The sequence below is a fragment of the Pseudomonas mandelii genome, assembly GCF_024138395.1.
Taxonomy (GTDB): Bacteria; Pseudomonadota; Gammaproteobacteria; order Pseudomonadales; family Pseudomonadaceae; genus Aquipseudomonas; species Aquipseudomonas mandelii_E.
The window spans coordinates 100,814-120,101 of sequence record NZ_JAMYDU010000004.1; the positions used below are offsets into that span (position 1 = coordinate 100,814).

The following is a 19,288-nucleotide window of genomic DNA, read 5'->3' on the forward strand; positions in this document are numbered from 1 at the left end:
ATGCCCTCTGTTGTTTTTTTGAGGCCTGGAGACGGGTTTTAAGCGTGGCTCAGTCCCAGATCACCGGGAGCTTGGACACGCCGCGCAGCTGCGCTCCGCCGATCTGCGGAACAGGCTCGCTCGGGTCGAGGCGCAAGTTGGGGAACAGATCGAGGATCGCGTTAACCGCGCAGCTGATTTCCACCTTGGCAACGAATTGACCGATGCACATGTGCGGGCCAAAGCCGAAACCAAAGGAGGGTTTTGGCTTGCGATCAATGTCGAATACATCGGGGTTTTCAAAAGCATCTTCGTCGCGGTTGGCGGACACCACCATGCACTGGACGAACGAACCCTTGGGGATTTTCACGCCGTGAAATTCCACTTCTTTGGCGGTTTCGCGCACCTTGAAGGTGGCCACCGGTTCAAAGCGGGTGGTTTCGTCCATCAGCTTGCCTATCAGCGAGCGGTCGGCCTTGACGCGTTCCAGCAAGCCGGGCGTGGTGAGCAACAAGGTCATTACCGAGCCAAACATGCGCGTGGTGGTTTCGCCGGCGGCTGGCAACAACGAGCGGGTGAAGGTGATCACCTCGTGGTCATCCAGCGTGCGTCCTTCGTACTCCGCGCGCAGCAAACGCCCGACCACATCATCGCCCTGGCTACCCTCGGCACGACGTTGCACCACGACCTCGGCCAGCGCGTCGTACAGCCCTTTGACGGCGATGCCGGCCTGACGGCGCGCTTCAACCATTTTGCTCGGATCAATCTGGTTGCCGCCGACAATGGCCAAGGCCCAGGCGGCGTACTGCTTGTACTTGGAGGGCTCGTCCGACGGGAAGCCCATCAAGGCGTACATGATGCGAATCGGCAGCTCAAGACCGAACTTCATCAAGTCGGCCTTCTTCGCCGGCAACATCGGCCGGATGTACTCTTCGCGAATGACTTGATCGATCTGCGGGCGCCACTTGTTCACGGTCTCCGGCATAAACGCCGGTTGCAGCAAGGCACGCACCTTGCGGTGCTCGTCACCGTCCATGGCAAGAATGATCAAGCCATCGAAAAACGCGCCCAGACCTTCGGCGATAAATCCACTGGTGTAGGTCGCACCGTCGCGCAGAACAGTCATCACGTCCTGGTATTTGAACAAGGCGAAGGTCGGGCGAGTGCCCTGCTGGGTTCCGGCATTGGTCGGAACGCCGAACTGGGTGATGAAGTCGCCTTCATAGATGGGCGATTTCAACCGTTGCTCGCGGCACACCGCGTGAATATCCAGGTCAGTGCCGCGGTACATTTCCGATACGGCGGAATAGGCGGTTGCCAGGTCCAGTGCTGCGTTTTCGTTGCTCATCAAGCTCTCCTGTCTTGTTTTTATTCATCTTGCACACCAAGATTGCCCGGCTGCCAACCTATGGTATGCGCTTGTATCCGCATCGGCGGCCCGCTTCGTTTGACTCGGGGTCAAACGAAGGCACACTGGAAAATGCTTCAAGGTATGAATAGCCTGACCCATACAGGCATGAGGAGTACGAGGTGGCGGTAAAGGCAGCAGAAGGTGGCGAACAGGGCAAACGCAATACGATGAATCGCCTGCTCGCTGCTGCGCGCGTGGAGTTCGCTAAAAAAGGCCTGGCCGGTGCGCGCGTGGAAGAAATTGCCCGGGATGCCGGCGTCACCAAGCAACTGGTCTATCACTACTACAACTCCAAGGAAGGCCTGTTTGTAGCGGTACTGGATGAATCTTCGGACAACATCATGTCCGAGCTGGTCAACCTCAAGGTCGAAGAGCTTTCACCGCCGGTGGCGATGCGCGCCGTGCTCAACCATTTCTTCGACCAATACCGTTTAGACCCCTTCCTCGGCAGCCTGGCGCTGGAGGGCATTCGCTACCACGACACCCACGAAACTCCGCGTAACCATTTTCTGGAAATGGCACCGAAGCTGATTGCCAAGCTCGACGCGATTCTGGTGCGCGGCGCCGCCAGTGGTGATTTCCGCGCGGACATCAACCCGCGCCTGCTACTGGCCAGCGCATCCCTGGTAACCACTGGCTGGTTCACCAACCGCTATTCAATGTCGGCACTCGCCGGGCTGGACACGGACTCGGCGCAAGGCATGGCCACCTGGCGTCAGTACTCGGCGGACTTTGTCCTTGCGAGTATTTCGCTGGGGGCAGAAAAAAACGCCGACAGCGTTTAATTGCTGTCGGCGTTTTCTAAATGCGCGGTCGTTCGCGTACTCTGAGCTGACGCAGATTACCCTGTGGGAGCGGGCTTGCTCGCGAAGGCGTTGTGTCAGTCGACATCAATGCTGAATGCCAGTCCGCATTCGCGAGCAAGCCCGCTCCCACAATTGGATTTCTGTAGGGCATGGCATTGGTGTTTACCCGATTCAGTCAGCCTTTCGCAAATACTTGCTCACCCGCTTGGCCGCCAACCGGCCGGCCATGCCATTGACTCCACCGCCCGGATGAATGCCGGCACTGCCCAAATACAATCCCGCCACTGGCAAGGTATCGCCTCCCAAACCGTACGCCGGGCGCATAGTGCTTGAGCGCATCGAGGTGGTGTCGATATGCACCACGCAACCATTCACGGTGTTCAAGCGTTCGGTAAAATCCGGGGCGGCCTCGATTCGTCGGCCAATCACCTGCCCCTCAATCCCTTCGATGTAGTCATACAGCTGTTCTTGTGCCTGGTCGGCCACCCGCTCACGCAACGCGTCCCAACCTTCGTTGGGGTTCACCGGCATCACTGGTGGATAGATGTACAACACATCCTGGCCGGCTGGCGCTTGTGAAGGGTCGGCGGCGCTCGGTGCGGCCACGGTAATATAGGGCAACTTCGGCACCTCGCCACGGGCGCAGGCGGCGAAGTTTTCCAATACGGCCTCTTCGGTGCCGATCAACATCACGGTTTTGCGCAGATCCACACCGTCGCCGCGAATTGCAGCAAAACGTGGCAGGGAAATCTGCCCACGCAAGGCAACATCCACCTTCAGTGGCCCCGAGCCCTTGCCGTTGGCGGGTGCCATGGCGATGCGGGTGAGCAGGTGTTGAGGGATCTCGCTGCGGGTGACCATGTCCAGCGCTGGTTTGGGGTGGCAACCCGCGATGACTGCGCGGGCCGTAAACTGGCGGCCATCGGCCAGTTTCACGCCTTTGATCAGCCCATCCTTGGCAACGATTTCACTGACGCTGGCCGACACCAGCACCTGGCCGCCCAGTTCTTCCAGGCGAGCCTGCATGGCATTGCTCAACTGCTGCATACCGCCCATCACTCGACCCACGCCAAAACGATGGAGGAAACCGAGCAAGGCGTAATAGATGCCACCGCCATCGGCGCTGATATCACCCGCCAGGCCGGTGAGTGCGCACATCGCGGAAATGGTCACTGGATGCTCGAAGCGCTCACGCGCCGCCTGCAACGCGGAGCCCGTCATCAGCGCCATCAATTCGGGCTTCAAGGCTTTGTGTTTGATCGCGGTGCCGAGCATTTTCAGCTTCACGCCCAGGTTCATCTTGGCCGGATCGACACGCATCATCGGCAGCGCGATATCGAGGAACATGTCAATGACCTTCATGAACTCAAGAAACGCGTCGGCATCCTTGCTGCTGAAGCGGCGAATCTCCGCAGCAGTTTTCTCGCGATCACGCCAGAAAATCAGCGATTGGCCATCCGGGTGCAAGTACACGTACCCCGGCGCGAGCTCAATCGATTTGAAACCGTGTCGATCAAGCCCCAGTTCCGCCGGCACATGGGAATGCACTCGCATTGACATCATGTCCAGGGCACAGGGGTGTACCAGATGCTGCGGCGCTTCGGGTATCAGGTAGCCAGACGATGCCATCCCGCCGACCTTATCCAACGCCTCCAGTACCAGCACTTTTTTGCCTTCCATGCCCAAGTAGCAGGCTGCTGACAAGCCATTGGTGCCACCACCGACCACGATTACATCGAAATCAGTGTTTCTCACAATTTGGTTCTGGTTCATCACATGCTTCCAGTCGAAGTTCAACCACGGCGGCACGCGGCGGCTGTGGCGGCGAAGATCAGCCTCGGCGCACCGCGCAGGGTGCGCCGCGGCAAGCATTACATGCCGGTGCGGCCCATCTGCGCAAAGAGCGCGCGCATCGCCACCAGGGAGGGGGTGTGGCTGCTGAAACCACCGTCGGCGACCAGAGTGGTGCCGGTTACAAAGGAGGATTCATCACTGGCCAGGAACGCCACTACATCGGCGATCTGCCGAGGTGTGCCCAGCTCGGCAGTGCAGTGGTTGTCGCGCAGAATGTCGAGCACGGGTTCAGGCATTGCGTGCTCCGAGGGCGCCAGACCGATCTGCACGGCGTTGCCGCGAATGCCTTGCTTGCCGTACTGCGAGGCCACCATGCGCGGCAGCATCATCAGTCCCGCTTTGGAGGTGGCGTAGCCAGTCAGGGACATATCGCCCTGCATGCCCAGACCCGAGGTGGCGAAGATAATCGAGCCCTTGCCGTTCTCCAGCATGACTGGAATCACATGCTTGGTGCACAGCACCGCGCCACGCAGGTTGACGGCGATGGCGCGGTCCCAGGCCTGCATGTCGAGGTTGACGAAGTCGCGGTCCAGCTGACGTTGCTCTGCATTCAGAATCGCCGCGTTGTTGTGCAGTATGTCGATACGGCCAAAACGCTCTTTCACCTGGGCGACCATCGCCCGAACGTCGTCTTCCGAGGACACATCCGTGGCGATCGCCAAGGCCTGATGCCCCGCGGCAAGCAGAGACTCGGCAACGGCCGTGGCCCCCTCGAAATTGATATCGACCACCGCAATACTTGCACCATGCGACGCCAATACCCGGGCGCACTCAGCGCCCAGGCCGCCACCGGAGCCGGTAATAATGGCTACTCGCCCTGCCAGTTTTCCTGTGCTCATGTCCTGTTCCTTATTGTTTTGGGTGGCGCTTTACTCGCCGGTAAAACGCGGTTCGCGCCGCTCGCTGAAAGCCTGGGCCGCTTCGCGGGCATCCTTGGTCGGGGCCAGCAAGGCGAACAGATCAAGCTCCAGGTCCAGGCCACGCTTAAGGTCCATGTCCAGCGCCGCGCGGGCCGCTTGTTTGACAAACGCCGACGCGGTGGGTGGTTTGCTGGCGATGCGCTGAGCAAAGGCCCGTACTTCGTCCAGCAGGCTGGCGTTGTCACTGGCCAAGCGGCTGACCAGGCCAATGCGCTGCGCTTGTTCGGCGCCCACCCGGTCACCGGTGAGCAACATGTCCAATGCCTGACCCGGCGCCACCACTCGGGAAAGTCGTTGCGTGCCGCCGCCACCGGGAATCAGGCCCAGGCCGGTTTCCGGCAGGGCGAACACAGCATCGGGCGCGGCGAAACGGATGTCACACGCCAGTACCAGCTCCAGCCCACCGCCCATGCAGTAGCCATGGATGGCGGCGATAATCGGTTTGCTGATGCCATCCAGCGCTTCGATCCAGCGCACCTTTTCCATGCGCTGGCGCACTTGCAGACTCGACTCCGGACCACGACGTTCCTTGATATCGGCGCCCGCACAAAAGCCCCGCTCGCCTTCCCCGCGAATCACGATCACGCGAATCTCAGGGTCTTGCTGCAACAGCGCCAGTGCCTGTGGAACGCCCTGGCGAATGTCGTCGTTGATGGCATTGATCTGCCGGGGTCGGGTCAGTACCACCCAGCCCACCATGGCATCACGCTCCAGGCGCACGGCATCGTTGATCAGCACGGGAGGCTGCTGGTTCTGCGCTGTGCTCATGCGGGGCACTCCTCGAACTCGAAGACCTGGCCATTGAGTTCTTGTGGATCGATCTTGATCAACGCACGGCCGCCCACAGCCTCCGAGGATTCGATCCACTGGAACCGGGTACCGCGGGCACGCAAGTCCTCGGCCTTGGCGGCCAGGTCGTTGACACCGATGCGGATGTAGTACGGACCCGGGCCCCAGTTATTGACGTAATGGCCGGCGTCGGTGTTCCAGTAGGTAGCCTCGAGTACATCGAGGGTGGCGCTGTTGGGCACGGTGAACCCCATACGCGCACGGCGGTAACCTTCGCTACCGATCGTCTCTACCGGGCCGCTCGGTTCCCAGTCGAGGTTGGTCGATACCTTGCGCAGGGTTTCATCGAGGTCGCGTACCAGGAAGCCACGGGCGGTGACGCGCACCATGTCGCCGGGCTTGAGATCGCGCGGTTGCATTGGTGGCAACTGGTAGGTTTCCGGCGGCATCTGCAACGGCTCGGTCGGCATGATTTCAATGCACAGGCCGCCATCCACAGTGGGTTGGTAATACGGTTGCTCGGGGGTAGCACCCAGCCATAGGCGATCGAACGGCATTTCCGGGGTGCGCTGCGCCATGCGGAACGGCAAGCGACGACGCATCAATTTGTCCACCAGCGCGTCAAACTTGTCCCCGTGCAGAGCCAGCACGATGGAGTGAGTGATCATCGGCCGGTGATGCCCCTGGAAATCTTTCAGACTTTCCAGAAAATCATGGAACAACGGGTCGCCAGGGTTAGGGCGATCCAGGTGCCACTGCGGTTCGATGCGCGTTGGCGACACCGCCAGGGATTTGTGTACCCGCAGAAAATGCGCAATGTACGGGTGATTATCGAACGCCTGACGCCAGCGCTCGTGTTTGTAGATCCCGAGCTTGTCGACCAACATTTCCGTCATGCCGTCCGGGTCTGGAACCATCATGTCGGCACTCATCAATAACTCGAACATCTTTATCTCCTTGCAATTGCCAGCCAGGGCCTGAGCCCGGCTATTAGTCAGCGGGCACGCCGGGGTAAGGCGAGCTCAGTCAATGAGTGTGTAGGTGCGCCGGCCGCGGGTTTACGCGGTTCCTGCTGCGCGCGGGCGTCTTCAAGGTCGAGGGTCACTCCGGCCTTGGAATTACCCTTGGGATTGAGCAGGTAATGCGACAGGGCCGGGATCAACACCAGCGCACCGAGCATGTTCCACAGGAACATGAAGGTCAGCAGAATGCCCATGTCCGCCTGGAACTTGATCGGCGACCAGGCCCAGGTAATCACCCCCGCGGCCATGGTCAGGCCCACCAGTGCGACGACACGGCCGGTGAAGTCCAGCGAGCGGCGATAGGCGACGGCCAGGCTGCCACCACGTTCCTGTACCGCCAGTTGCACGCTCAGCAGATACAACGCGTAATCCACACCGACACCGACACCCACGGCGATGACCGGCAAGGTGGCCACTTTCAGGCCGATGCCCAACCAGACCATCAGCGCCTTGCAGATGATCGTGGTCATCAGCAGAGGAATCAGTGCAACCAGAGTTGCGCGCCAACTGCGGAAGGTCAGAAGGCACAGCAAGGCCGTGGCGCCATACACCGCCAGGTACATCGTGATGATGCCCTTCTCCACCTCGATGTTAGTGGCGGCCTCGATGCCGGCATTACCCGCGGCCAACAGGAATTCCACGGGCTGTTCAGCGTCGGCGGCGGTGTTGTTTTCCTTGGCAAATTCTTCGGAAACCTTCAATACCCGGCTCAGGGTGTCCGCCTTGTGATCTGCCAAATAGGCAATCAATGGGGTGACCGAGCACTGCTGGTTAGTGATTCCCGGAGCGGAAATCATCGCCGCATCCACCGCCGAGTTGGTGATCGCCTGGTCACGGCTGATGCTCAACCATTTCGGGCTGCCTTCAGCCATGCCGGAGCTGATCATCCGCACGGTTTCGGCCAGCGACTGGGTCGTTTGTACGCCTGGCGTCTGGCGCAGGCGCCAGGCCAGTTTGTCCATGCTCTGCAGCGATTGGTACAGACGGCAGCTGTCTTCATTGGTCTTCATGATGACTACGAACTGGTCACTGGAAAGTCCGTAGTGACTGGTGATGTAGGCGTTGTCGCGGTTATAGCGCGAATCCGCACGCAACTCGGGTGCACCGGGGTCCAGATCGCCCACCTTGAGATGCATCATCACCACGCTGCCCAGCAGGGTCACCAACAGCGACAAGGCAATGACCGCTGTGGCCGCCGGCCGTTCGGTGAAGCGGTCGAGACCACGCCAGATATGCCCAAGCAAACCTCGGTTGGCTTCGTCGGCCTGGTCTTTGGCGATGGCGATACGCGCGGCTTTTTTACTGACACCGAGATACGACAGTGCCACCGGAATCAGCAGCAGCTTGGTGAAAATCAGCACGGCGACACCGATGCTGGTGGTCAGGGCCAGGTCGCGGATCACTGGAATATCAATAATCACCAGCACGGCAAAACCGACGATATTGGTCAGTAGCGCGGTCAGGCCCGTGAGGAACAAACGGCGGAAGGTATATCGCGCGGCCACATACTTATGGGTGCCACGGCCAATATCCTGGAGGATGCCGTTCATCTTCTGCGTGCCATGGGAAATCCCGATGGCAAAAATCAGGAACGGCACCAGAATCGAGTAAGGGTCCAGCTCGTAGCCGAGGATTTGCATCAAACCCAACAGCCACACCACACCCGCCACCGCCACACTCACCAGCAACAGAGTGCTACGCAAGCAACGGGTATAGAAATAGACGAACAGGCCTGCGATAACCACGGAGGCGCCAAAGAACAGCATCACCGAATACAGACCGTCGATCAGGTCACCGACCAGCTTGCTGAAACCGACAATGTGGATGCCCACCTTGTCACTTTCCAGCGAGCGAATCTGTGCTTCCAGTTGCTTGGAAAAATCACCGTAGTCCAGTGGTTTTCCGGTCTGCGGATTGGTATCGAGCAGTGGCGCGACAATCATGCTCGACCGGCCGTCGTTAGCCACCAGATTACCGATAATGCCGGCGCGCATAACGTTGCGGCGCAGCGCCTTTATCGACTTATCGCTGCCGTCGTAATCCGATGGCATCACCGCACCGCCATCAATGCCCTCCTCCGTCACTTCTTTCCAGCGAACGATGGGCATCCACAGCGACTTCATCCAGGAGCGGTCGATACCGGGGATCAGATACAAGGTGTCGTTGACCTTCTGCAGCGCCAGCAAGTAGTCGGCGTCGTAGATGTCACCGGTCTTGTTTTCCACCACCACGCGAATGCTGTTACCCAGGCCCGGTAGCTGGTTTTTATAGGCCAGGTAATTCTTGATGTACGGGCTGGAGCTGGGAATCATTTTCTCGAAGCTGGCGTTCACCTGAAGCTGTGTAGCAAAGAAGCCCAACACCACGGTGGCGAGCAAGCAGGCAACGACGACGACCATGCGATGACGGAAAATCACCCGTTCAAACCAGCCACCGGAGTTCTTGTCAAAGTCCTCCAGGTTGGCAATCACTGGCATCCCGCTGTTGAATTTTTGCTCGACCATTTTTTCTTTCTCGTAGGGGAATCGTGCCGACGGCGTTAGTTGGCCTGGGCGATATCGATGACCTTGGCACCGCTGAAGCGCGTGACAACCAGGCTTCCAGCCTGTTTGGTGGCACTGGCTGCATACACCTCGCCTACCCGCGCATCTGCCAGCGGGCTGACCTGCAAACTCTGCCGGTCAACACTGACCAGCTGCCCACCCTGGCTCACGACGATCAAGGCGTTGCCCTGCTCGACGATGCTGACCAGGCTGCTATTGAGATGGGTTTCCACAGGCTGCCACTGCTGGCCGTCATCACGGCTGGCAAACAGATTGCCGCGCAGTCCGTAGGCCAGTAGCAGATGATCAAAGGCGCGGACGCCGAAGTAGGTGCCGGTGTAGGGCGTATCGATTTTCACGAAACGTTGTTGCTGACCGTCAAGACGCAGCAACAGGCCCTGTTCACCACCGATATAAAAAGTGCCGGCATGCTCCGCCAGGCCATACAGGTGCATGCGCCGATCGTTGTCACTGCGCTCGATCCATGGCTCCCAGTTCTGGCCGTTATCAGTGCTGTGTAACAACATGCCAAAGGCACCCACGGCAAATCCGCTGCCGTGTTCATTGAACATCACATCCAGAAACGGTGCGGCCAACACGTCCGGCGTCGCCGAGGTACTGGCGGCCATTGCAACTTCCTTGAGCACCAGGGCTGCGGATTCATCGCCCTTTTCGGCCCGCGGGCCGTAGTAAGCGTTGAGCAACGTCAACAGGCGGCGCCCGTCAAGTTGCACCTGCCAGCTGTCACCACCATCGGTGGTGTGCATTACCAGAGCGTCGTGACCGACGATCCAGCCATTGCGCTCATCGCGAAACCGTACTTGCACCAGATCGCTTGAAACCGGACTGTCGACCTGTTGCCAGGTTCGGCCTTCATCGGTGGAGCGCTGGATCAGTCCATGCAGGCCGACACTGATCATCGCTTCGCCAGCCCTGGCGACCGACAGCAAAGGTGCGGGCAGGCGTTCGTCCACCCGCTGCGCCGGCACGTCCAGCGAATCGGTGGACGACGCAACTGCGCTATAGGCAGGCGTCGTCACCCATGAACTCGCGCCGACGGTCAATGCGACAGCCAGTAGCAGGCGCGACGTGGAGAGGTGAAAAGAAGCAAGGCAAGGGCTAGTCATTATTTTTATTCCTTAACCATCCCGCGTGGCAAACCCACCTGTTCTGCCTACCAGGCTTGATGCGCAAACCGGCAGGCGGGACAGGCGAAATCACGTCAGCGCTGAGTCACCCGGGCCACAATGGCTTCAGGGTTCATGTCACGCTCGGAAAGTGGTTTGTCGACGAACTTGTAGCCGCCCTTCAAACCATCGTTGAGCAGCGCGTACATGCCTTTGTTGAAGTCATAAACGACGTTCTTCACGTTGTAGGGAATGTTCTTGTCGTAGAGCTGAACACCACTGAGAAAGATCGAGCGATACAACGCGCCGCTCTTGTCCCAGGCGTCATACAGGCCAACGCCGAAGGTATCTTCATCCAGGTAATAGGTGCGCTTGCTGTAGACGTGACGCATACCCGGCTTCAACGTCGCCTCCACGACCCACACCCGATGCAGTTCCCAGCGCTCGTTCGCCGGGTTGGCGTGGTGCGGCATGAACTGATCTTCCTGCTTATTGACGCCGAAGTAGAATTTGTAAGCGTTGTAAGGGATGTACATTTCTTTGCGGCCGACCAGTTTGTAGTCGAACCGGTCCTGACTGCCGGAGAACATTTGCAGCTCGTCGAACAGCGTCACACCACCCTGGCTGGCCACCGGTGTATCGAAGGCGAACTCCGGCGCCAGTTTGACCCGACGCTGACCCGGGGAATAGCTGAAGGAGCGACGCGCCTTGGCCAGCGGATCGAGGAAGTCAGTCAGTACAACCACTTCACCGGAGCGCCGCGCTGGATAGTCATTGCGCGAGAACACCCGGGCATACATCAGTGGATCGCGATCCTGCTGAGTCACCTGGTAGTAAGGAGTTTCCTCAAAGGTCGCCTGTTCGGCGGTTTTGGTGATCGAGCCGTTTGCGTCGACTACCCAGCTGTTGGAAGAAGACGTGGTCGAGTAGCCGGTGCCGATCTTGTAACGCACCTGCTGGTTCCACATCACTTCGTTGCCGGTCTTCGGAATCGGGAATGGCAGACCGCCACGGCAGGATGGATCAACGGCCAGGCCGTCCTTCTGGATCTTGCAGCCGCTGGCGTTACGAACAGTGGCGTCGAGTACCGCCTGGGGATAGGCGGTCGTACGGTGGCTTGGATAGACGTCGATGTAATAGGTCGGGTATTTCTTGATCAGGGTCTTTTGCCCTTCACTGAGCTTGTCCCCGTACTTGTCGACGTTTTTGGCATCAATGCGAAACAGTGGTTTCTCATCCTTGAACGGGTCGATCCAGAACCCGCTATCAGGTACGAAGCCGGCCGGTGCCTTGGTCAGGCCGCCGTCATAGGCAGGAATGGTGCCCTCGGCGTTACCCGCCTTGATCGCCCCGAACGGGGTGAGGCTTTTGCCCAGTTCCGAGGCATCACCGCCTGCCGCCAGGGTGTAGGTCGCCATGCTCATCAGGGCAATGGATAAGGCAAGTTGTCGTTTCATCACACGTTCTCCGATTCTTATTGGATTTGTCAGAAGGAGGTCTTGAAGGTAAACGCCAGCCAGCCGCGGTCGGTGCCACCAACGTTGCCGTTGCCAGCGACTGTGCCATTGGCCAGGGTTTTCGAACGGGCATCGGTATCGGCATAACGCAGGCCGAACTCATACAGCTGGGCATAGGTGAGTTTGACGCCGACAGAGTACGACAGCGCGCCTTCGTTGCCGCCGCCGGCAGTCGGTGCATTACCATGCAGGCCATAATTGACTGTCAGCGGAACGTCCATATCCCAGGACGGGAAGATTGAAATGTACTGCGGGGTGTAGTTGACGGCGACGGCGTAGTAGTTTTTCGACGAGCAACCGTCGGACTCATCGCCGGAACCGGCGATGCGTGGGGTTCTGGCATTGGTGCAACCGCTCTCGCCCACGCCTTTGTACAACTCTTCGTGCTCGGTCACTCGCTGCAAGTGGCTGTAAGCGAACTCACCGACCAGCGTAGCGTTATCCGAAATGAAGTTGCGCGGTACGCCGTAAACAGCGTTGGCGATAAAGTGGATCGTGTCGCCACGAGGACCTTCATCATCCAGGGCACTGACACCGGTAGCGTTCAACGCGCCGTTCATCCGATAGGACAACTCGGAACCTACCGCCACAGTATTGAAGACCCGGGCGAAACTCAGACCCGCTAGCTTCACGCCACGTGGGTAAACCACCCGATAAGAACCCAATGCGGCTTTGACTTGCGGGGCCAACCAAGGCTGGTAGTCGTCGAACTGACGGTAGTAGGCGCCAAAGGTCGATTCAATTTCTTCGACGTTGAGTTTGCCCATCACACCCCAGTTCTTGCCATCACGCCCGAAGCGCGAATCCTGACGCTGCAGCGTCGCGCCGTTGGCAGCCACCGGCAATTGGTCCGGGCCTTCGAACAAAGGGTCGGCGCCGCCGAAATAAGTGCCACCGAAGGGGATACGCGTAGGCTCCCATTCATAGAAGTACTGAGCGGCAACGGAGAGATGGTCCGTGACCTGCGCCTTGGCCGACAATTGCCCGACCGGCAGGAACACTTCCTTGGTTTCGATACCTGGGCTGGTGGAGGCTTTTACGCCATCGCTGGGGGCCTGGGAATAAGACACGGCATGAGCGCCGAAGAGCAGACTCTCGCCCCAATAATTGGTGTGGCGGCCGACTTTCACGTTGACCGGCGTGTCGCCGATGTTGAAGTTGCGCCAGACGAACGCGTCGAGTATCTCGCCCGAAGGCCCGTTCATATAGCGATCCACTTCATTGCTGTATTTGTTGTTGTGATAGCTGGTGGCGAAGCCGGGAACGTTACTGCTCACTGTGTCGTCGTGATAAGCCTGGTCAAACCAGGCGGCGGCACTGAGTCGGGCACCCCATTCGTTGAGGTAGGAAAAATCGAACTCACTAAACAGATCGAGGCGATTTGTCACAATATCGCCTTTATCGAACTTCCCATCCGATTCGTCGAAGTTCGTCGTGTTCATGATGTGACTGTCTTGACTGTCGGTCCGCATCCCGAGGTTGTAACGGACCGTATTGTCCCAACGCACGCGGTAGTCTGGGTTCGACATGTCGAACGAGGCCGCCATCAAACCCTGTGCATTGCCAACCATCAACAGTGTCAGCGCACCTTGAGTCAGCACCCGCCGACTCTGCTTGGTCTTCTCTTTCATACACACTACCTTTTATTTTTATTTTCAGTCGTTAAGTGCATTCAAACAGTCCTTCCAGCGATCTGCGAAATCCCACAGGATCGTTTGCAAGTCCCGCCTGGACAGTCCGCTCACGAGGCCTGGCACGCTCCAGGACCACTTTCCTCCTCAGCTGAAGTTACCGTAACGGATCAGAATCAAAAATTCCACATAAAGATTGCAGTTCTCTATACAGAATTTTATTCGCAATTCCTTGAGTACGGTTTCAGCCAAAGGCGACGTCAGGATCAATACTGCACACAAAATTCATAAACGTTCAAATAATCTTTGACGCTTTTCTTCTTTGGGCTTTCAATAGCCCTGGCTAACCCACTGAATTCGTGGCGTTCGGCAGGAAAAACGGCAATTGAACCGGCAGAAAAAAAACAAGAGGAGCCACCATGAACATCGATTTGAGTGCCAAGCGCGTGATCATCACGGGCGCTTCCCGGGGCATCGGCCTGGCCATCGCCCGGGCTTTCGCGGCTGAAGGGGCACGCGTAGCGATTTGCGCCCGCAGCGAGGCAGCCGTTAGCGAAGTCGGCGCGCAGCTCGCGGAACACGCCCAAGCGGTCATTGCCCGGGCTGTCGACGTCACCGACAGTGAGGGGGTCAAAGCTTTCGTGGCTGAAGTTGCACACACCTGGGGCGGTGTCGATGTGTTGGTGAACAACGCAGGTCAAGGTCGTGGCGGCAATCTCGATACCCTGACCCCGGAAGCCATCCTCGAACATGCCAACATCCTGCAGATGGGGCATTTCCGTTTCGTCCAGGCCGTGGTCCCGTTCATGCGTGAACAGCGCTGGGGGCGGATCATCGAAATCAACGCCCTGGCCGGCGTGATCCCTACTCCCGATGGTATTCCCTCGGTGATCAATCGCGCGTCGTGCATCGCCCTCTCCCGCTCGTTGGGCATGTCCCTGCCCAAGGACAATATCCTGGTCAACAGCTTGAACATGGGCTGGATCGATACCGGTCAGTGGGACCGCCACTACAAAGAAATGGGACCGGGCGTCAGTCGCGAGGAGTTCGACGCCATGGTGATGAAGGTCGTACCGCTCGGGCGTTACGGCAAACCTGAAGACGTGGCCGGCATGGCGCTGTTTCTGGCCAGTGAATATGCCAGCTTCATCAGCGCTGCCTCGATCGACATTGCCGGTGGCATGGGTGGGCAAATTGCCTACTTCCCGACGCTCAAGCGCGACTTTGCCGCGACCGTTGCGGCACGTAACGCTGCCAGCGAATAACCCGCGCACACCCGAGCATTCACTGATAGCCGCGAAAGCGGCGTTTGTCCCGGTGCGCTCAGCGTACCCTCAACGTTGGCGCATCCTTGATGAATCTGCTGCTACCTGTCCTTGCCACGCTGATCTGGGCCGCCAGTACGGTGGTCAATCGCCTGTCGGTGGGGGTAATCGACCCTGCAGCGATTTCTTTCTATCGCTGGCTGACCGCGTTGTTGGTGTTGTCACCGGTGTTGTTGCCCAGGGTATGGCGCTTGCGTCGCCAGATTCGCCCTCATCTACCCAAGCTGTGCCTGCTGGGCTTGCTCGGCATGTCGCTGTATCAGTCGCTGGCGTATTTCGCGGCGCACACCGTCAGCGCCACCTCGATGGGCCTGATTCTGGCGACCATGCCGCTGCTTACCGTGCTCTTGGCCTTTCCGGTACTCAATACCCGACCGACCGCAACATTGCTGGTCGGCGCCCTGGTTTCGTTTGCGGGGCTGACCTGGTTGCTGGCAGCCGGCGACTTGCCCTCGCTCTGGCAGCACGGGGTTGGTCGAGGTGAACTGATGATGTTGCTGGCGTCGCTGTCGTACGCGCTGTACTGCGTGCTGGTAAAGCGCTGGCAGATTCCCCTGCCGACCTGGGAAAGCCTATATGTACAGATTATCTGCGGCACCCTGCTGTTGGTGCCGCCTTTTATGCTGGCACCATCGATAGCCCTGACAGCCAGTAATATCCCGCTGGTGCTGTTCGCTGGTCTGTTTGCCTCAGCGCTGGCACCCGGCCTGTGGATGCGCGGCCTGCAAACCCTCGGCGCAGAAAAAACCGCCGTGTTGATGAATCTGGTGCCCCTGTTTACCGCGGTATTGGCGATAGTGCTACTTGGCGAAACATTGCACCTGTACCACGCGGTGGGTGGTGGTTTGATTTTGCTGGGGATTGGATTGGCGCAATGGAAACCCGCGCGGGTCATGACCCGGGCCGCGACCTAGGTGACCCGCAAGGTACTTCGCAATTCCTACGAGCCCGCGTTGCTCATCGCCTCCTGAGGCTTCGCATCTAGCTGGCTGAAACGCCGTGCCGAACGCAGTGATCTCGCTCAGGTGCCGAGGCAGGCGCCCGTCGCGCTGCGGATATGGCCGACCGGCGGCCATGTCCAGCAGGCTATTCCATCACGGAGTCAGTATCCGGTTAGCGCTGACCGGGACCTTTAGTTTGAGTAGTTCGATCGCGTTACCACTGCGAATCCGCTCGCGGTCTTTAGCGGACAATCCAATGCCTTCGGTCAGATCACCATGGTCATAGGCGCCACCAAAGTTGGTGCCGTACAACAGACGGTCCGCCCCCACCACTTCTGCGACGCCACGACGCAAGCCGGGCGCATGAACGTCAAGGTCGAAGTAAAAGTTTTGCATGTAATCCATCAACGGTCGCTGGTTGCGCGAGTCGGGTGCCATGGCCCGGTTAAGTTCACTCAGGCGCCCCAACTGGAAAACCGCCATGCCACCAGCATGGGTAATGTAGGTTTTCAGGGTGGGGAATACATCCAGCGCGCCGCCGCAGATCAGGTACCAGAAAAACAGCGTTTCATCGACGCAATCACCCACGATGGAGGTGGTTTCGAACTTGTCGTCAGTGTGTTTTTCACCCCAGTAAATCGACTGGTTGAAGCCGTGCACCATGATAGGCACGTCCAGCTGAGTGAGCTTTTCCCAGACGGGGAATAGACGTTCATCGTGAGCCTCCAGGCCATTGAAGTTGGCCCCGCCGACGCACACGCCCTTGGCGCCTAACTGAGTCACGGCGCGTTCGATTTCCTTGGCCGCGTTCTGCGGGTCAGCGAGGTTGGCGTGACACCAGAAATCGAAGTGGTCGGAGTCGGCCCGGCAAAATGCCGACAACTCATCGTTGCAGATGCGCGCGTATTCATTGGCGAAATCACCCGCCCAATACATAAAGCAGTGGGACGGCGTGGACATCACCAGTTTGTCGACACCCCGTTCAGCCATCAGCTTTCGACGGCTGGCGTGGCTCATGCGCGCCAGGATATTAGCCTGAGCTTCGGCATCCGTAGCCGCTTTGGCCGGTTGCTTGGTGCCGAGGGAAAAATGCCCCACGGTCAGCCCCTGCACTTTCATGAACGGCCCCCAGAACTCGTGGCGGTTCAGCATGCCCTCAGTCAGCAAGTGGGCGTGGACATCAATCAGCATGGCGTTCTCCTTGTTGTAATCAGCCAGTAAACCGAACGCCCCATTGGCAGGAAGTCCGGGTCGATTTGAGGGGTCAATGCATCGCAAGCAATATAAACACATTTAAATTATGTGTTCATTTAATTATTAAACGAAAGACTGGATCCGTCAGCAGACTCCAAAAAAACGGCCCTCTCAGACCGCCCAATGCGTGTTCACTCGCGCTCGGACAACAGTACCTGCCAATAGCGAGGCTACGAGGCGCAGGCCATGATCAGAAACTGCCGGAATGCCTGACCCGGTGCCGACAAACAGTTATCCGGCAGCCAGATCAGCCCCAGCTCCATGGGTGGAATCACATCCACCAGCGGCCGGATTTCAATCTTCTTGCCTTCCAGGGACCAGGCCCGGTAGAGCATGTCCGAGAGAATGGTCACGCCGAAACCATGCCCCACCAGCCCGCGCAATGCCTCCATGGAAGAAGTGCGAAAAGCCACCTTGGGTGCCAGCCCACGGGGTTCCCAATAGCGCATTGTCGAGGTATCACCTTCGTCCAGAGTGGCGAGGATATACGCGTGCTCGGCAACGTCTTCGAGGTTGATCGAGCTGGCCTTCATGAGCGGGTGCTGACTGGCCAACCAGAGTTGGCGGCGGGAACGAATCAGCACCTGATGCTCGAAAACGTCCAGGCTGGGTGTGTTGGACACAATCGCCAGCCCCAGGTCGAGGTCGCCATTGCTCACGGCCTTTTCGATGCTCTGTCGGTCCATGTCGATCAGGTCGATTTCCACCTGTGGGTAGCTGCGTTTAAAGCGTGCCAACAGTGCGGGCAGGAAGTAACCCAACACCGTATAGGAAGCGCCCACCCGCACAGTGCCCTGCATGGCATGACCGAGAAACAGCGGCTCACTGAGCGCGTCCTGCAGCGTGTCGAGAATGTGCCGCGCATGCTGGGCAAACTTGTTGCCTTCAGCGGTCAGCGACACACCGTGGGGCAAGCGATCGAACAGGCTGACGCCCATGGACTCTTCCAGATGCAGTACCGCTGCGGTAATTGCCGACTGCGATACGTGAACTTTCAGCGCTGCCTGGGAGAACTGCCCGGCATCGGCGGCGGCAACAAAATAGCGCAGCTGGCGCATGGAAATATCTTTGCCCTTGATCATCTGATTTTCTAATACCTGGCAACGCGCAAAGCGTCCGACCAAAAGACGCCTTGGCGGCAACTTCAAGGGCTTTAGCGACGAATCGAGGCGGTGATCTTTGCGTGCGGTCCGCTGACTTGCGCAGCCCAGGCTTCAGCCGCTTGATCGAGTGTGTAATCAATGTAATCCACTTGAATCTCTTGCTCTTTGGCGATCTTCAGCAAACGCAACCAGATTTGCTCGCGGTCGGCGGGTGGACGCTGACCCGTGCCGATGCACGACAGGTTGCGGAACAACAGATCGGCGATATCCAGGTTAAGTTGACGACCGGCGCCCGTGCCGATGGTCATGATCCGTGCGCCCCAGTTGGTGGCTTTCAAGGACGTCAGCATCGGCTGACCGCACACCAGGTCGAGCACCACATCAAAGCCGCCATCCGCCGCGTCCTTCAGCGCCGCGACGTCATCGCTGCCCCCCAGAGTCACCACTTCGTCGGCGATGCCGCGCGACTTCAATCGGCCGAGCGCTTCAGCTGATCGCGCCGCGCCGACCACCGTGCCCGCGCCCATGCCACGCGCCAGCTGCAGGGCAATCTGGCCAAGAGTGCCGGTGGCTCCCAATACCAGGACCTTTTCGCCCTTCTGGATCGCTGCTTTTTCCAACGGCACGATGGCGCCGGTCCCGGCGATACCCATGCTGATTGCGGTTTTATCGTCAACGTCCTCCGGCACATTCCACACTTCGGCTTGCGGCACCAAAGTGCGCTCGGCCCAGGCACCAAAAGGCAAGACAGAACGCTCACCGAAATAAACCCGCCGACCGTCCGGTGCACGGCCCACGCCCTCTCCGCGAATGACACAGGGATACTCGACACCCAGACGGTAGGCCCCCAATACATCCCAGCCTCCAAGACCGGCGGTGTCAACATCGATCAGTACCGCACCGTCTTGCGCTTGCGGCTCGCGAAACTCGCCCACTACCGGGGCTGCATTGCGTTCGGAAATGATTGCTGCGCGCATTGCATTCTCCTTGTCTGTTTTGTTTTCAGGTGTGCACACGAAACAATAATTGAACAGATATCTATTATTTGTCCATAAAATTAGATAAA

General features: G+C 58.8%; 15 protein-coding genes. 3 read left to right on the forward strand and 12 right to left on the reverse strand.

Annotation, left to right across the window (positions count from 1 at the left end; all coding sequences use genetic code 11):
- Window positions 1-49: 49 nt before the first annotated feature.
- Window positions 50-1,327 (reverse strand): cytochrome P450, encoded by a 1,278-nt coding sequence (locus NHU87_RS08965; RefSeq protein ID WP_253547561.1) that lies wholly within the window; start codon window positions 1,325-1,327, stop codon window positions 50-52.
- 182 nt (window positions 1,328-1,509) lie between these two features.
- Between NHU87_RS08965 and NHU87_RS08970 the strand changes: the two genes are divergently transcribed.
- Entirely contained in the window at window positions 1,510-2,175 is a 666-nt protein-coding gene (locus NHU87_RS08970; protein ID WP_253547563.1) for a TetR/AcrR family transcriptional regulator, read from the forward strand.
- A 192-nt stretch (window positions 2,176-2,367) separates the two neighbouring features.
- On the opposite strand, the gene NHU87_RS08975 is transcribed toward NHU87_RS08970, so the two are convergent.
- The 8 genes from NHU87_RS08975 to NHU87_RS09010 form a co-directional block, all read right to left on the reverse strand.
- Window positions 2,368-3,969 (reverse strand): phytoene desaturase family protein, encoded by a 1,602-nt coding sequence (locus NHU87_RS08975; RefSeq protein WP_253547565.1) that lies wholly within the window; start codon window positions 3,967-3,969, stop codon window positions 2,368-2,370.
- 98 nt (window positions 3,970-4,067) lie between these two features.
- Window positions 4,068-4,889, reverse strand: coding sequence for an SDR family NAD(P)-dependent oxidoreductase (locus NHU87_RS08980; protein ID WP_253547567.1), 822 nt, complete (start codon window positions 4,887-4,889; stop codon window positions 4,068-4,070).
- 30 nt (window positions 4,890-4,919) lie between these two features.
- Window positions 4,920-5,738, reverse strand: coding sequence for an enoyl-CoA hydratase/isomerase family protein (locus NHU87_RS08985; protein WP_253547569.1), 819 nt, complete (start codon window positions 5,736-5,738; stop codon window positions 4,920-4,922).
- Window positions 5,735-6,706: a lactoylglutathione lyase gene (locus NHU87_RS08990; protein WP_253547571.1), complete on the reverse strand. Its 972-nt coding sequence runs from the start codon at window positions 6,704-6,706 to the stop codon at window positions 5,735-5,737. The genes NHU87_RS08985 and NHU87_RS08990 overlap by 4 nt, the downstream gene beginning before the upstream one ends.
- Before the next feature lie 47 nt (window positions 6,707-6,753).
- Entirely contained in the window at window positions 6,754-9,285 is a 2,532-nt protein-coding gene (locus tag NHU87_RS08995) for an efflux RND transporter permease subunit (RefSeq protein ID WP_253547573.1), read from the reverse strand.
- Between the two features lie 35 nt (window positions 9,286-9,320).
- The gene (locus tag NHU87_RS09000) at window positions 9,321-10,451 is read right to left on the reverse strand and encodes a YCF48-related protein (protein WP_253547574.1); all 1,131 of its coding nucleotides are present in this window, start codon (window positions 10,449-10,451) and stop codon (window positions 9,321-9,323) included.
- Between the two features lie 95 nt (window positions 10,452-10,546).
- Complete coding sequence (locus NHU87_RS09005) at window positions 10,547-11,908, reverse strand: DUF1329 domain-containing protein (protein WP_253547576.1); 1,362 nt, start codon at window positions 11,906-11,908, stop codon at window positions 10,547-10,549.
- Between the two features lie 29 nt (window positions 11,909-11,937).
- Window positions 11,938-13,599, reverse strand: coding sequence for a DUF1302 domain-containing protein (locus NHU87_RS09010; RefSeq protein ID WP_253547578.1), 1,662 nt, complete (start codon window positions 13,597-13,599; stop codon window positions 11,938-11,940).
- Between the two features lie 419 nt (window positions 13,600-14,018).
- On the opposite strand from NHU87_RS09010, the gene NHU87_RS09015 reads away from it, so the two are divergent.
- Both NHU87_RS09015 and NHU87_RS09020 read left to right on the forward strand, forming a co-directional pair.
- Complete coding sequence (locus tag NHU87_RS09015; protein ID WP_253547581.1) at window positions 14,019-14,864, forward strand: SDR family oxidoreductase; 846 nt, start codon at window positions 14,019-14,021, stop codon at window positions 14,862-14,864.
- An 89-nt stretch (window positions 14,865-14,953) separates the two neighbouring features.
- The gene (locus NHU87_RS09020; protein ID WP_253547582.1) at window positions 14,954-15,838 is read left to right on the forward strand and encodes a DMT family transporter; all 885 of its coding nucleotides are present in this window, start codon (window positions 14,954-14,956) and stop codon (window positions 15,836-15,838) included.
- A gap of 180 nt (window positions 15,839-16,018) precedes the next feature.
- Here NHU87_RS09020 and NHU87_RS09025 read toward each other — a convergent pair whose 3' ends face one another.
- The 3 genes from NHU87_RS09025 to NHU87_RS09035 all read right to left on the reverse strand — a co-directional run bounded on the left by NHU87_RS09025 (window position 16,019) and on the right by NHU87_RS09035 (window position 19,199).
- The gene (locus tag NHU87_RS09025; protein ID WP_253547584.1) at window positions 16,019-17,056 is read right to left on the reverse strand and encodes an amidohydrolase family protein; all 1,038 of its coding nucleotides are present in this window, start codon (window positions 17,054-17,056) and stop codon (window positions 16,019-16,021) included.
- A 233-nt stretch (window positions 17,057-17,289) separates the two neighbouring features.
- Window positions 17,290-18,201: a LysR family transcriptional regulator gene (locus NHU87_RS09030; protein ID WP_253547586.1), complete on the reverse strand. Its 912-nt coding sequence runs from the start codon at window positions 18,199-18,201 to the stop codon at window positions 17,290-17,292.
- Window positions 18,202-18,272: 71 nt separating this feature from the next.
- Window positions 18,273-19,199: a quinone oxidoreductase family protein gene (locus tag NHU87_RS09035; RefSeq protein ID WP_253547588.1), complete on the reverse strand. Its 927-nt coding sequence runs from the start codon at window positions 19,197-19,199 to the stop codon at window positions 18,273-18,275.
- Between the last annotated feature and the right edge of the window lie 89 nt (window positions 19,200-19,288).